Here is a 13,889-nt window from a genome sequence, read left to right as displayed (position 1 = left end):
CCTCTTTAGAGGACTTTGGCTATTAGCCAGGGATTTTAATCCTTGGCGGGTGAGCGGATAAGCAAAAACTTCACTGCAACTCTCTGGCTTCTGCCAAAATCGGGTTGACATCAAACCAAGATTCGCCGCTGTCGCGATATTCAAAAACAAAGCGACTGCGGATTAATTTCTGGTATCCTTGGTCATCGCTGACTTTTTTGTTTTGCTTGACATGACGTAGCAGTTGCCATTCTTCATCGGAAATTGGCATCATCATTTCGTTACGGCGGGCGCGAACAACTTGGTCTAAAGTTTCACGGGTAAGAGGAAGCGCCATTTCTTCCATAATCCAAGTGTTCAGCAGTCTGAGTAAGTCTCGCACATGACCGCCACTCAATAAACATAAGCGGTCTAGGGTGGCGGGATTATCAAAAATTTCAGTAATCTTACTCAAACGTTCATCTGCTTCCAAGTCAGGAAAGGCTCTAGCTAGCACCATCTGTTTCATGAGTGCCATTCCCTGTTCGTGAACGCTACCATCAGGCCATTGTAGTGGCACCATCGGCAATACTTTGGGGTCTTCGGGGAAACGCTGGGTAAGCATTCCGTAATCGTTAGAAAATTTCAAAGATAAAGGCATGGTATAAATTAAATGACAATTCAGCTTTGTCAAAAATTCACCCTGGTCTACAAATAAATATTCCTGCTGCGGACGACCCCAAGCTTTGGCACGATTATCTATCCGGTCAAGATTATCTACAATTACTACTAGACCTTGTTTACCCTGCTGTTTTAGTTTAGCGATCGCTGTTTCCAATAATTCCCGATTTATCGCTTCTAATAAATTAGTTTTCTGCGGCGCTAGATATTGATTAAGTTTTGTGCGTAGCGTCGGGTCGCTTTTCATTTTGGTGGTGATTTCGCCAATACCAAAAGCCAAAGACAACTTTTCTTGGTCAACACCAACATCGACACCACCCAGCTTGAGTTTTGCCCCCGTCACCTCGGAGTTTAAGATCTTCCACGCACCTTGGAGTAGATCGTTAAACTTACTAGTTTCCTCCAGTGTAATTTTATCCAGACTTTGACTGACGCGACGAGCGATCGCCAGCAGCACATCAGCAATATCTACATCAGTCATTTCCAAGTCTTCGCTGGACTCAAAATATACCACATGAAAGCCGGATCTTTCCAGTTCTGCCTGTAGCCTTAATAGTTCCGTCGATTTTCCACAGCCAATATGACCAGTAAACAGGGTGCAGGTAGCTTCATTTGGCTTGAAAAAAGTAATTTTTTGCTTCAGCTTACCAATAATATCTCCGCCTCGCACCCCAGAAAAATCAATGTAGTATTTGACATCTGACAGATTGTTGGCGAACAGGGTTCTACTGGGGTCTGTGGCCTGAAAAAATGCTCGTAAATCTATAGACATAAAGCTAGTAATATGATTATCTTTTATAGCAATGCGATCGCATTTCAAAATTCAACAAGTTTTTATATCAAGTTACCGATTAATTCATCAGTGCAGCAAGCATTGTTCTGACCACAACTTCTAATTCTTCAGTCACTCGATAAAGGTTAATTGCTTGTTGAATACTTTGTTTTTGTCTGTATAATATACCAAATTGCCAAACATTACCTGTCGTTACTGCTCCCAATATTTCAGATTGAGTAGAGTCAGTCCATTTATCAAGGGCTATCATCTCAGTCGCTAGTTGTATAAATCCCCTATTTATATCTGCTTGCTTGGCTTCAATCACAATTAAGTTGGTTGTTGTTCGCAGATAATAATCTAAATTACCTTGGAGTTTGTTATCAACTTTAATACTGTATTCTATTCGTAATTTAGCGTGTGAATAATGGATTAAATCAGTCACAATCGGCGCAATTAAAATTTCTCTACGTGTAGCTTCATTCTCTAAATCTACAAAAGGTAATACTTCTTCAATCCGTTGTTTCAGGTCGGCAAGCCTATCTAATGTGCCTGAATATTGTGGGAATTCAATAAATTTTCGCTCGAATGAATAACCAAATTCAGCTACTAAATCATCAACTGGAAACCCTAATTCAAAGTAATTACTAAAAGTATAGGAGCGATTTGGATCTAACAATGGTGGGCGGCTCATTGAATTCCTCCAATCAAGCAAATAATAAGAATGCGACAGATGTATGGGTAGGGACGTACAGCTGTACGCCCCTACTGTGAGATTATGTTATTTATCTGTCGGAAAATTCACAATTATTGGTGGAATACCATTTTCTGAGGTTGGTTGGGTTGGGGCTATCGGTTGTGGATGCAAAGGCGTTGCTGTTAAATCGCCATTTTTACCAGTTTGATTCCATAAAATCAAAGATAGTAAACCATCTACTAAGCCGTTATTACTACCGTTACCGCCAACGAGAACATCTGGAATCAAGCGGACATGGCGATCGCCGATAATTTGCATCAGTTGCATTGCTGTATAACCTTGCGAACCCAAGGCTTCCACACCAGTGCGGTAGGTTTCAGCTTTGGCGTTACCTGTGGCGCGAATACTTTCAGCCTCCGCAATTGCCCGGAGTTTTATTCCCTCGGCTTCACCTGTGGCTTCCTTGATTTGGGCTTGGGCTTTCAGGTCAGCTATATGTACGCTTTGCTCTGATTTCACCATTTCTTGCTGAATATTAGCCAAGGCTGTTTCCCGAACAAGTTGTTGGCGTTGGGTTTGCGCTAACTGCTGGACTTCATAAGTTTTGCGTTCTTCTTCCGCAATTTTCCGGTCTGTCTGTGTCTGCATTAACGACGCTGGTGGCTGAATATCACCAATCAGGGTATCGATCGCTTGCACGTCATAAGCCCGCAGTGCTGTTTTAATATACTCAGCAGCCTCAGTTTGTCGCTCGCTGCGAGCTGTCAAAAAGTCTAGTACTGTATAATCTTGGGCTGAGTTGCGGAAATAGTTACCAATAGTTGGTTCTAGTACGTGGTCTACGAGGTTTTGCATTGCGCCAACGCGGGAAATTACCTTCGGCGCATCCAAAGCACCCACATGGATAATTTGCGCTACTTCTAAATCAAAGGCAAATCCATCACGCGATCGGACTGTCAGGGATGCTAGTTGAGCATCATAACTGTGACGTTCGGTGCGGTCTGACCAGTTTAATACAATATTGGTCGTCGGCACCAGTTCAATTTTCATGATCCGCGAATTAATCGGGTGCTTCCCAGGATACAGTGGTTCCACCCACACGCCCTTGTGTCCTTGATTCACCAAGTTACCATGTGTGAAAGCAGCGCCACTGACATCTTGATGCGCTTTACCCACGAAAGAAATCACCACACCTACATAGCCAATGGGAATTTCTGTCATTGGCACTTGTTCCACCTGAACAAACCAGGGATTTAAATTCCAAGAACCAGAAAGTAGAATTTGTTCTTGTAAACCTCGTCGTCCACCGCCATCAATAAATTTCTGACCATTTTGAAAGTTGTTGTGTCCCTCAATTATCGGCCCTGCAATTTCACCGTCGGAAATTGGTAAACCATCTAAAGTAGTGACGATGCCAACTTTGTCAGAAGCTAGGCTATAAACCCGCAAGTGTTCTGGAGTCATGCCGTGAGTTGTAGCATTGGCAGCGGTGATAACTTTAAACAGAGCAGTATTAATCCGGTAAGTTCCAGCTGTGAGAAAACCCATTTGCCGACCTTTTTCACCACCTTGGGTGAGGAACTTCCGCGCATCTTGGTAATTGTCACAATCGACAATTTTCCCCAGAATGCGCTGCGGTGGGTTGGGTTCGCCATCTGCGGCGACAATTAAAGCGATTTCACCTTGGGGAACAACAACTACAGATTCTTTACGAACCGAGTATTGCCAAGGCCAATAGCCCCAGTGCCAGCCAGGGGCAAGAGTATCTGCCTGTAAGCCAGCTTCACCGTTGAGAGCAATTAACCTTCCAGCCGGAAGCCCGCGTCCAGAAAGGGTAAACTTTCTGACAACAATACCAACTTCCCGTTCGCCAATGACCACCAGTCCGCCAAAGAACAGAGGGACAAATATAACTAAACCACCAACAAGTACGATGGGAACCAGTACAAAAGGATCGATTCCAGCAGCTTGATATTGAGTTTGATTAGTTTGTAACTGGGCAATACTTGGTTTAGTTGGAGTTAAATGGGGTGATGTCGAAGTTAATTCTTTTGCAGTAGTGATTTTTATGGGAGTAGCACTGGCATAATTAATACTGCCTGCGTTTGTCAAAGACATTGGCGCAGCGATCGCCAACGCTGCTGCTACAGATGCTGCAAAACGCGCTATTTTATTCTGTTTACGCTTACCAAGGCAAGATTGAAGACTTTTCATATTTTTTGCCCACTTGGGCAACTAATTAGCTAAGTTAACACTTCACCAACCCAGACCTCGATTTCTTAAACTTGGCTTCAAAAGTTGGGTATGGGGTATGGGGCATGGGGCATTGGGCATGGGGCATGAGGGATGGGAGATATATTTTGTAGAATGCAAAAATGAGTCTTTGATACTCGCCGATGAGTCTTTGATACTTGTGAATGAGTCTTTAATACTCGCTGACGAGTCTTTGATACTCGTGAATGAGCCTTTAATACTCGCCGACGAGTCTTTGATACTCGTGAATGAGTCTTTAATACTCGCCGACGAGTCTTTGATACTCGTGAATGAGTCTTTAATACTCGCCGACGAGTCTTTAATACTCGTGAATGAGTCTTTAATACTCGCCGACGAGTCTTTATTACTCGTGAATGAGTCTTTGATACTCGTGAATGAGTCTTGGATACTCATTAATAGAGTTCGCCTTTCCACATACCCCATACCCAATGCCCAATGCCCCATGCCCCATTCCCAATGCCCCATTCCCAATGCCCCATTCCCCATTCCCTGTAAAAAATAACTAGGATCGAATAGCGAGGTTAACCAAGAATCTAAATTATGGCTTCCACATTGCCCGAACCTCATCACAGCAACTCACCCAGTTGGGAGGAAGAACTAGATAGTGCCATTTTCAGTTTTGAAGATATTCAAACGGAACTGAATTATAAACAAGCACAAACGGCGCTACGAAATTTGGTGACTAATCTTGACCTCAGTCCCCAAGAAAAAGCGGGGCTGGAGGTGGAGATTACTGATTTGGAAACCATGCTGGGCAAGTTAGACCGCATGGTAGTGCAGATTGCGGCTTTTGGTATGGTGGGACGTGGTAAGTCTTCGCTACTCAATGCTTTGGTTGGACAAACAGTATTTGAAACCGGGCCGCTGCATGGTGTTACCCGTGCTGCACAAAGAGTGAATTGGACTATTAGCGAAGAAGCGGTTGGGGAAACTGAACGCGCTTTGCGAGTCACCCTCCCTGGTGTTGGTCAATCACAAGTGGAATTAATTGATACTCCTGGTTTAGATGAGGTAGACGGGGCAACCCGCGCTGCACTGGCTGAACAGATTGCCAAACAAGCGGATTTGATTTTGTTTGTTATATCCGGCGATATGACAAAAATAGAACACATTGCGCTTTCTCAATTGCGGGAAGCGGGTAAACCAATAATTCTGGTATTTAACAAAGTAGACCAATATCCAGAAGCCGATCGCATGGCAATTTATCACAAAATCCGCGATGAAAGGGTGCGGGAATTACTCACACCTTTAGAAATTGTCATGGCAGCAGCATCGCCAATGGTGAAGACGGCCGTTGTTCGCCCTGATGGTACTAGGGGCATACAATTGCGTCCGGGTAATGCCCAAGTCGAGGAACTGAAGCTGAAAATATTGGAGATTTTGCACCGTGAAGGTAAAGCCTTAGTTGCTCTCAATACTATGCTTTATGCTGACACCGTAAATGAGCAATTGATAGAGCGAAAATTGATGATTCGTGAGGAAAATGCCAATCAATTGATTTGGAGAGCAGTGATGGCTAAGGCGGTGGCGATCGCTCTTAATCCCGTAACTGTGGTAGATATTCTTAGTAGTGTTGTAATTGATATTGCTCTAATTTTAGGTTTATCTAAACTCTATGGCTTCTCCATGACCGAAGCAGGAGCCGTACAATTACTACAAAAAATCGCCCTCAGTATGGGCGGCATCGGAGCCAGCGAACTTTTAGCAAACTTGGGTTTGAGTGGATTAAAAACTTTACTTGGCATCTCTGCAACTGCTACCGCTGGTATTGCCCTTGCTCCTTATATATCCGTAGCACTCACCCAAGCAGGAGTCGCTGGTGTTTCTTCTTACGGTATTGGACAAGTTACCAAAGTTTATTTAGCCAACGGTGCGACTTGGGGGCCTGATGGGCCAAAAGCAGTAATTAATCGGATTTTGACAAACCTTGATGAAACTTCAATTCTCAACCGCATTAAAGATGAATTACTCCACAAAGTAAAACTCAGAAAGTGACGCCTTGAAATGTAGGGTGCGCTCTGCGACAGCGCAACGCCAATAATTGCAGATGCCGGACAATTTCTTCGGAACTTGAGTGTGGAACTTAAAATCTCAAGTTCTACACTCAAACTCCGAGCTTCTAAACTTTAACTTTCAACCTTTTAGCCAAAATTATCGATAGATTTTCTCCACTATTGATACTTACGGGACGAAATTGCGCCTTCATCAAATTTTAGTTTCTACCTTTGAAAGAATTGAGCCATTCTTGAACTTGTTCGCGGGCAATATCGCGACCTCCCAAACCAAAAGCTAGGGCAATAGCAACAGCGATCGCACCTAATAACAGTCCAAAGGCTAAATTCACAATATCACTAGCAACTCCAATTTGTTGTAGTGCCATTGCTGATACTAAAGTAATGATGCAAATCCGCGCTACCTGTCCTAAAATCTGTGCTTGGCGATCGCCAGAACTGGTAATAATGTTAAAAGCCAGATTTGCCAAGAATAAACCAATGGCAAATATTACCAAACCTGCCAAAATCCTCCCAAATATAACCAAAATACCAGACACTAAGGCTGTCAAGGCTGGAATATTCAAGATATTTACCGCCGCTACCGTTGCAAATAGCATAATACCTACTAAGGTAACAATGCCTGCAACTTCTGATGGAGTACGGGTGGGAATTGGAGGAGGTGTTGATTCTGTTGATTCTGTGGAAATGACAATTCGTCTAGTAGGTGTTGCCAAACCCAATACAGTGAAAATGTTATTAAAGCCTAAATTAGTCAGGATACTTGTAACCAAATCTGCTACAAACCGTCCCAGGAAATAGGCAATAATCAAAATTGCTATAGCTGTAAAGATGGCAGGTACAGCGTTGAGAACCTGTTGTAACATAGCGATCGCCGGCTGCGAGATAGCAGCAATTTGTAAAGCATCAAGGGCTGCGATCGCCACAGGAATCAAAATCAAAACATAGACAATCGTACCGATGATACTCGATAAAGATTGCACTCCCGCAGTCGAAGATAATCCAAATCGATTACCTAAATTGTCAACACCAGTACTTATTAGCAAGTTCGTCACAATTCGCCGCACCACATTAGCTATAAACCAGCCAACTGCGGCAATCACCACTGCTGCTAAAATGTTTGGCAGAATTACCAAAATCTTTGTAATTAAAGCTTGTACTGGTTGTAGAGCTTCTCTGAGTCCGAGAGTATCCAGAATCGGAACCAGAAATAGTAAAAATATAAACCAATACAGAGCATTGGCAATGCTTTCACTTAGAGACAATTGATTGAGACTTGGGGCGCTATCAATAGGCTGTGGATTCAAACGCTCATCCAGATTAAATGTCTGTAATAAACGCAGAGTAACAATTTTGACAATACTGGCTAATACCCAAGCAGCTGCCAAAAGGATTCCAGCACCAACTAACTTTGGCAAAAAGCCAACCAGTTGCTCAAGAAAAGTATTTAGCGGTCGAGATGCGATCTCTAAATTCAGTGTTTGTAGAACAGCTACCGCCGTCAGTAAGATAATGCTCCAAAAAACCAAGTCGGAGATTATCTTCTCCACCTGAGGAACATCCTGACGACCAGTTATGCCTGCTGCAATCCGGTTATCTATGTTTGTGCGGTTGAGGATTTTCTGTACTACTGTGGCTGCGATCGCTGCAATTAGCCAACCTACAAACAAAATTACCACAGCCCCCAGCACGCGGGGCATAAACAAAATCAACTGTTCGACAATTCCTTGCACATTAGCGACGCCTTCGTTTACTGCTTGACTTGTTTGCAGACTGGGCGATTGTGCCAAAAATTGCTGTCCCCTCATCGATAAACCAATATCTATCAACTGGGTTATTCCTTGCCAAGTTGTGTTCATGGTTTTCCAGTATTAAGCTTTTAATTCGCCAAAAACGCTTGAAATACTTATCGGGAGGCTAGATTTGAACTAGGGAATGGGAATTGGGGACTAGGTACTGTGAAAATAAGTATGTTGATTTCTATCTGAACCAAACCTGACAGTAGTTTTCATGTATTTAAACCACATCTGTTGTATGGGCACAGCAATGCTGTGCCCCTACAGTAAGCGGGGTGTATTTACTGAAAATTACTGTAAAACAATTTCTTCGCCAGTACCCAGTAGCCAATACCCAGCTCCATAACGCCCATTCCTCCCCAACTCGTTGTACTGAAATTGGGACGAAATCGGCGTCACCCGTTGCATAATTCTGCATCCCAGTAAGTTTACTAGTGTTTTGCTTATCAATTTACCAGCAAATTACCCGTAAACTCACTGTCTGTTTGATATAGTCAAAATTTTTTGGTTTTTTCAAAAAAAATGTCAAAAAGTAAGTGGCGAGTAGAGGGGCAGGGTGAGCAGGGGAGACAAGGGAGTGTGGGGAGTGTGGGGAGAGACGGGGAAAGATTTCTTCCCCATCCTCCCACACCTCCCACACCTCCCCATCTCCCCATCTCCCCATCTCCCCACCTCCCACCCCTCCCACACCTCCTGTTTGCCCAATACCCCCTGAATTGCGTTACTCTAATTGCAGCAACAGCTTAAAAAATCTGGAATGTCCCAAGTACTGGAACAATCGATTCAAATTAACGCTACAGCCACGGTAGTCGAACGCTGTATTACCGATTTAGCACTTATGCACCGTTGGCTAAACCCTGTCCTTCGTTGCGAACCTGTGGGCGAAGTCTGGAGTACGGATGTAGGCAGTCAAAGTCGTTTTATCATTCAAATTCCTCTACTCCAACCAACTTTGAAAAGCGTAGTTGTAGAACGACAGCCGGGTTTGGTAGTCTGGAAATTCGAGGGATTTTTTCAAGGGCGCGATCGCTGGGAATGTCAACCAACACAAAAAGGAACACTCCTACTCAATCGCTTTGAGTTCGATATTCCTAACCCCCTAGTAAGTTGGGGTTTTAAAACCTTTGCTGCATCTTGGACAAAACAAGACATGGAAGCTCAGTTACGCCGCCTCAAACGAGTCGCAGAAGAACAAAATTAGTCATTGGTAATTACTCATTAGTCATTAGTCATTTCTCCTCTGCCCCTCTGCCCCTCTGCCCCCCTGCCCCCCTGCCTCCTGTGCTCCCTACCCATCCTTTCCCAACTCCGCAAGTAGCCGCCGAATCACTGGTGCATCCTTGGCATCAGGAACTTTTACTAAATAACTTTGTAAGTCGTTTGTGGCTTGGGGATAGTGGCCTAGTTGATAATAGATCAAACCGCGATCGCGCAATTCTAAAGTTAAATCGGGAAACAACAGTAAAATTCTTTCAACTGCTCCTAGTGTTTTTTCTAACTCTTGTTGTTTTAAATAAATAAACTTTAAATTTGTTAGCATCCTTGCTAAAATTTGCCGATGAGTTACCACAGCTAAAAATTCTGGTTGTAGCGTTATCGGTTGCTGATAAAGTTGAGATAGCCTTTCTTGACAATCTTCGGGAAATATTATTTCACCACCATTGAAGGCATCGACGAAAATCTCCATATCTGCAACATCTGGGCGAATCAAGAAATGTCCCGGCATTCCTATACCCACCATCGGAAAGTCAATCCGTCGCGCAACTTCTAAGTAAACTAACGCTAAAGTAATGGGAATCCCCAATCTTCTATCAATTACATCATTCAAAAAACTGTTGCGTGGGTCGTAGTAGTCAATTTTATTACCAGAAAATCCTAAATCTTCGTATAAATATTGATTAATAGTTTGAATCACCCGCAGAGGATATCGCTCTTGAGGCAGACGTTCTTGCAGTTCCCATGCCATTGTATCAAGGGCGTTGAGATATTCCTCTGGGTCTAGGTTTGGATATTCTTCTTGTGCAATCAACAAAGCTGCTTTTGCTAAATCAATTTCCTCGTCAGACTGCTGAATCTCTTGATAAAAATATTGTCGCGCTAACGAGAAATTCATAAGCTATTGCTCGGTGGAGGTGTGGGGATGAAGCGAAAGTGGCTAGGCTGAACTAAAAACAGTTTCTTGAAAAGTTATGTTTGCCAAAAGCCAGTTGCTCGGACTTTCCGCTTTTTGTACATATTTTTATCTTATGAATATTCACGAAATTTGGAAATGTAATTTGTACATAGATTTCACGAAATCGATCTATCGAAGGTATGAAAATAATTTAGTATAGTTCTTTACTATTGACTAAAATACATATTCATAGTAAGTATTTATGCTAACTATGTTTTTTTCAGTATAAAAATGTATATAGCAATTCCCAGTTAAGTAAGTTACAGATAATATTTTGAAACGCTCCAGGAACGCGGAGTAAAGGACAGCGAAAAGTCTGAGCGCCGGCTTCCGGCGATCGGAACTTTTCAAGACAGAGGTACGCAGAGATTTGTACCTCAGCAGACAAGGACAGGCTATAGTATCAAACTAAAAATTATCAATTGTTGATTTACTCAATTCCGAAACGGGATTGAGAGCATTTGTATTAACTATTTAAATGAAATGGCATGGTACTGCTCTTTGTGGCGATCGCTGGGAAGGGCAGATTTTTTATTTAAGTCGGGTTAATCCCAACTTTCCAGACTGCTGTGTTTGCGATGTCTGTGACGGGCTGCGCCTACGCAAAGCATACAACACAATACTTATATATTTGTATATAACTTTACTAAAAGTTCATACAGTTTTTGATTCTGATTATGAATCTGATAGCTTAACAGTTGCGATACGACGTATATAGAATGAGATTTTTAAAATATTATGTATAAGCGTATACAAACTTTTATTGTGAATTTTAGATAAATTTAAGTAATAATATTTATTTTCTTAATTGTATTTCATAATAATACTCGTAATTATACCAGACAATAAAATCAGGGTAGTAAAATGCTATCAACCTGCTAATTAGAGCGAAATTCAAGAATTAAATTATTTCCATTATTGCTTGTATGTGCGATCGCTGTGACTGCCTTACTCATAGACAGTCTTAGCAGAATTTTCATGTGCAATTTCGTTTTTGATCTCTGCTTAGGCAGTTTGGAGCTTACTGACTGTTGAGATACACCTTTTTGGAGAAATAAGTTTTATGGCTACCTTATCTGTAATGAAGTTATCAATAGCTACCATCGCCACAGGGTTCATAACGTTGGGAACCTTTAGTGCGGCGCAGGCTGGCTTCATTAACTTTGACATTGATGCCAATGGCAATGCTGTAAATGGTTTATTATTCATTGACAGCACTGCCCTCACTGACTTGTATGCACCCTTGGGTGTAAACTTTAGTGGCCCAGGTCAACTGAGCGGTGGCTCAATAGCAGATCAGTCTGGAAATTTTGGAGTGAACGCACTCAGTGGCTCTAACTTTCTAGCATTCAATCGCGATGCGATATTATCAAACGGTGGTATACCCACAGATCCAGAAACAGTCACTTTTACTGACCTGATAAGTGATTTTTCTATTTTTGCTTCTGGAGGACGTGAACCTAATACTTTCCAGTTACAAGCATTTGATATCAACAACTCGTTACTAGGTACTGACACTATTACTACAGCAGTTGCAGAGTGGGGACAGTTGAGCTTTTCTTCATCTTTAGGTAACATTAGCAAAGTCGTCCTCACTGGAATAGGAGAGGATAATGCGTTTGTGTATGACAATCTTTCCTTTACTCCTGCAAGTCAGTCGGTTCCCGAACCTGCTTCTCTCATTGGTATACTAGGACTAGGTGCTTTTGGCGTTACCTCTGTTTGCAAGCGCAAACAACAGCAACCCGCAGTTAAAGTATAAATTTATCGTTAAATTAATTTAATCGCTGCCATGTCAATAGTGAGTTGACGTGGCATTTTTGATTCTCATACTTAAAAAAGTTGCAATCTCAAGTATTTTCTGTCCACTCCGAACCATTTTTACAACCGAGGCGAATTCTCGATCCCCAACCTCAGTCTTAAGAATCAATTTATGGCGTAGAGGGGGGGCGTTCAGTGCTAACCTGAAAGATGACATTGCTTATTCTTATGTCTTCAACGACCTTATCTGAAATATAGCTTCAATCATTAGGCGCAGCATGGTCACAACCGCAGAAAAAACAAACATAGGCTACATTACCCAAATCATTGGTCCAGTTGTAGACGTTAAATTTCCCGGCGGGAAATTGCCTCAAATCTACAACGCTTTGACCATCAAAGGCACCAACGAAGCTGGACAGGAAATCAACCTCACCATCGAAGTACAGCAATTGCTGGGCGACAACCAAGTGCGGGCTGTTGCTATGAGTTCCACAGATGGTTTAGTGCGCGGTCTGGAAGTCGTCGATACAGGCGCTCCCATCAGCGTACCAGTTGGTAAAGCCACCTTGGGTCGGATTTTCAACGTCCTTGGCGAACCCGTGGACAATAGAGGGCCTGTAAATGCTGAGGCCAGCTTACCCATCCACCGTTCTGCTCCCAAATTCACTGACCTGGAAACCAAACCTTCGGTATTTGAGACTGGGATTAAAGTTGTTGACCTCCTGACTCCCTATCGACGCGGCGGTAAGATTGGTCTGTTCGGCGGTGCTGGTGTTGGTAAAACCGTGATCATGATGGAGTTGATTAACAACATCGCTACTCAGCACGGTGGAGTATCAGTTTTTGCTGGCGTGGGCGAACGTACCCGTGAAGGCAATGACCTCTACAACGAAATGATTGAATCTGGGGTTATTAACAAAGACAACCTCAACGAATCGAAGATTGCTCTAGTTTACGGTCAGATGAACGAGCCACCCGGAGCAAGAATGCGGGTTGGTCTGTCGGGCTTGACAGTAGCAGAGTACTTCCGCGATGTCAACAAACAAGACGTGCTGCTGTTTATTGACAATATCTTCCGATTTGTGCAAGCAGGTTCGGAAGTATCGGCGCTGCTAGGTCGGATGCCTTCAGCGGTAGGATATCAGCCTACATTAGGTACTGACGTGGGCGAACTGCAAGAACGGATTACCTCCACTACAGAGGGTTCTATTACCTCAATTCAAGCGGTTTACGTACCTGCGGACGACCTCACCGACCCCGCACCTGCAACCACCTTCGCTCACTTGGACGGAACAACAGTACTGTCTCGCGGTTTGGCTGCTAAGGGAATTTATCCAGCGGTAGATCCCCTGGGTTCAACTTCCACCATGCTACAGCCAGGAATTGTAGGTGAAGAACACTACAATACTGCCCGCGCTGTGCAATCAACTCTCCAACGTTATAAAGAACTGCAAGACATTATCGCCATTCTCGGTCTGGATGAATTATCTGAAGAAGACCGTTTAGTGGTAGCACGGGCGCGGAAAGTTGAGCGCTTCTTGTCTCAGCCGTTCTTTGTGGCAGAAGTATTCACCGGTTCTCCTGGTAAATACGTGAAGTTGGAAGACACCATCAAAGGATTCCAAAAGATTCTGTCTGGTGAGTTGGATGACCTGCCAGAACAGGCTTTCTACTTGGTGGGCGATATTAACGAAGCGATCGCCAAAGCTGAAAAACTCAAAGGTTAGTCATTAGTCATTGGTCATTGGTCATTAGTCATTGGTCA

Annotated in this window: 11 protein-coding genes; 6 read left to right on the top strand and 5 right to left on the bottom strand. The window is 43.2% G+C overall.

Features of this window, described 5'->3' with window-relative positions:
• Window positions 1-70: 70 nt before the first annotated feature.
• From NSTC745_RS08310 to NSTC745_RS08300, 3 genes are all read right to left on the bottom strand, one after another.
• Window positions 71-1,411, bottom strand: coding sequence for an ATP-binding protein (locus NSTC745_RS08310; RefSeq protein ID WP_445636731.1), 1,341 nt, complete (start codon window positions 1,409-1,411; stop codon window positions 71-73).
• Between the two features lie 79 nt (window positions 1,412-1,490).
• The gene (locus NSTC745_RS08305; RefSeq protein WP_445636730.1) at window positions 1,491-2,105 is read right to left on the bottom strand and encodes a hypothetical protein; all 615 of its coding nucleotides are present in this window, start codon (window positions 2,103-2,105) and stop codon (window positions 1,491-1,493) included.
• Between the two features lie 87 nt (window positions 2,106-2,192).
• Window positions 2,193-4,322: an SPFH domain-containing protein gene (locus NSTC745_RS08300; RefSeq protein ID WP_445636729.1), complete on the bottom strand. Its 2,130-nt coding sequence runs from the start codon at window positions 4,320-4,322 to the stop codon at window positions 2,193-2,195.
• Between the two features lie 97 nt (window positions 4,323-4,419).
• Between NSTC745_RS08300 and NSTC745_RS08295 the strand changes: the two genes are divergently transcribed.
• Both NSTC745_RS08295 and NSTC745_RS08290 read left to right on the top strand, forming a co-directional pair.
• Complete coding sequence (locus tag NSTC745_RS08295; protein ID WP_445636728.1) at window positions 4,420-4,884, top strand: hypothetical protein; 465 nt, start codon at window positions 4,420-4,422, stop codon at window positions 4,882-4,884.
• Between the two features lie 38 nt (window positions 4,885-4,922).
• Window positions 4,923-6,377: a GTP-binding protein gene (locus tag NSTC745_RS08290; RefSeq protein ID WP_445636727.1), complete on the top strand. Its 1,455-nt coding sequence runs from the start codon at window positions 4,923-4,925 to the stop codon at window positions 6,375-6,377.
• 217 nt (window positions 6,378-6,594) lie between these two features.
• Here the strand turns inward: NSTC745_RS08290 and NSTC745_RS08285 are convergent, their stop codons facing one another.
• Complete coding sequence (locus NSTC745_RS08285; RefSeq protein ID WP_445636726.1) at window positions 6,595-8,253, bottom strand: mechanosensitive ion channel; 1,659 nt, start codon at window positions 8,251-8,253, stop codon at window positions 6,595-6,597.
• Between the two features lie 694 nt (window positions 8,254-8,947).
• On the opposite strand from NSTC745_RS08285, the gene NSTC745_RS08280 reads away from it, so the two are divergent.
• Window positions 8,948-9,391 (top strand): SRPBCC family protein, encoded by a 444-nt coding sequence (locus NSTC745_RS08280; RefSeq protein ID WP_445636725.1) that lies wholly within the window; start codon window positions 8,948-8,950, stop codon window positions 9,389-9,391.
• Between the two features lie 87 nt (window positions 9,392-9,478).
• Here NSTC745_RS08280 and NSTC745_RS08275 read toward each other — a convergent pair whose 3' ends face one another.
• Window positions 9,479-10,303, bottom strand: coding sequence for a SirB1 family protein (locus NSTC745_RS08275; RefSeq protein ID WP_445636724.1), 825 nt, complete (start codon window positions 10,301-10,303; stop codon window positions 9,479-9,481).
• A gap of 538 nt (window positions 10,304-10,841) precedes the next feature.
• On the opposite strand from NSTC745_RS08275, the gene NSTC745_RS08270 reads away from it, so the two are divergent.
• From NSTC745_RS08270 to atpD, 3 genes are all read left to right on the top strand, one after another.
• Window positions 10,842-11,081 carry a hypothetical protein gene (locus tag NSTC745_RS08270; RefSeq protein WP_445636723.1) on the top strand — a complete coding sequence of 80 codons (240 nt, stop codon included), beginning with the start codon at window positions 10,842-10,844 and terminating at the stop codon, window positions 11,079-11,081.
• 345 nt (window positions 11,082-11,426) lie between these two features.
• Window positions 11,427-12,125, top strand: a complete 699-nt coding sequence (locus NSTC745_RS08265) for a PEP-CTERM sorting domain-containing protein (RefSeq protein WP_445636722.1) — start codon at window positions 11,427-11,429, stop codon at window positions 12,123-12,125.
• A gap of 277 nt (window positions 12,126-12,402) precedes the next feature.
• Window positions 12,403-13,851, top strand: coding sequence for a F0F1 ATP synthase subunit beta (gene atpD, locus NSTC745_RS08260; RefSeq protein ID WP_445636721.1), 1,449 nt, complete (start codon window positions 12,403-12,405; stop codon window positions 13,849-13,851).
• Window positions 13,852-13,889: the final 38 nt, after the last annotated feature.

Source organism: Nostoc sp. DSM 114161, assembly GCF_052692665.1.
Note: the sequence above shows the minus strand (reverse complement) of the source record. Positions and strands in the feature narration are given on the sequence as shown.

Coding starts and splice junctions, on each gene's coding strand:
- NSTC745_RS08305 (WP_445636730.1), bottom strand. CDS start 2,105: ATGAGCCGCCCACCATTGTTAGATCCAAATCGCTCCTATACTTTTAGT.
- NSTC745_RS08275 (WP_445636724.1), bottom strand. CDS start 10,303: ATGAATTTCTCGTTAGCGCGACAATATTTTTATCAAGAGATTCAGCAG.
- NSTC745_RS08310 (WP_445636731.1), bottom strand. CDS start 1,411: ATGTCTATAGATTTACGAGCATTTTTTCAGGCCACAGACCCCAGTAGA.
- NSTC745_RS08290 (WP_445636727.1), top strand. CDS start 4,923: ATGGCTTCCACATTGCCCGAACCTCATCACAGCAACTCACCCAGTTGG.
- NSTC745_RS08280 (WP_445636725.1), top strand. CDS start 8,948: ATGTCCCAAGTACTGGAACAATCGATTCAAATTAACGCTACAGCCACG.
- NSTC745_RS08295 (WP_445636728.1), top strand. CDS start 4,420: ATGGGGCATGGGGCATTGGGCATGGGGCATGAGGGATGGGAGATATAT.
- atpD (WP_445636721.1), top strand. CDS start 12,403: ATGGTCACAACCGCAGAAAAAACAAACATAGGCTACATTACCCAAATC.
- NSTC745_RS08270 (WP_445636723.1), top strand. CDS start 10,842: ATGAAATGGCATGGTACTGCTCTTTGTGGCGATCGCTGGGAAGGGCAG.
- NSTC745_RS08265 (WP_445636722.1), top strand. CDS start 11,427: ATGGCTACCTTATCTGTAATGAAGTTATCAATAGCTACCATCGCCACA.
- NSTC745_RS08300 (WP_445636729.1), bottom strand. CDS start 4,322: ATGAAAAGTCTTCAATCTTGCCTTGGTAAGCGTAAACAGAATAAAATA.
- NSTC745_RS08285 (WP_445636726.1), bottom strand. CDS start 8,253: ATGAACACAACTTGGCAAGGAATAACCCAGTTGATAGATATTGGTTTA.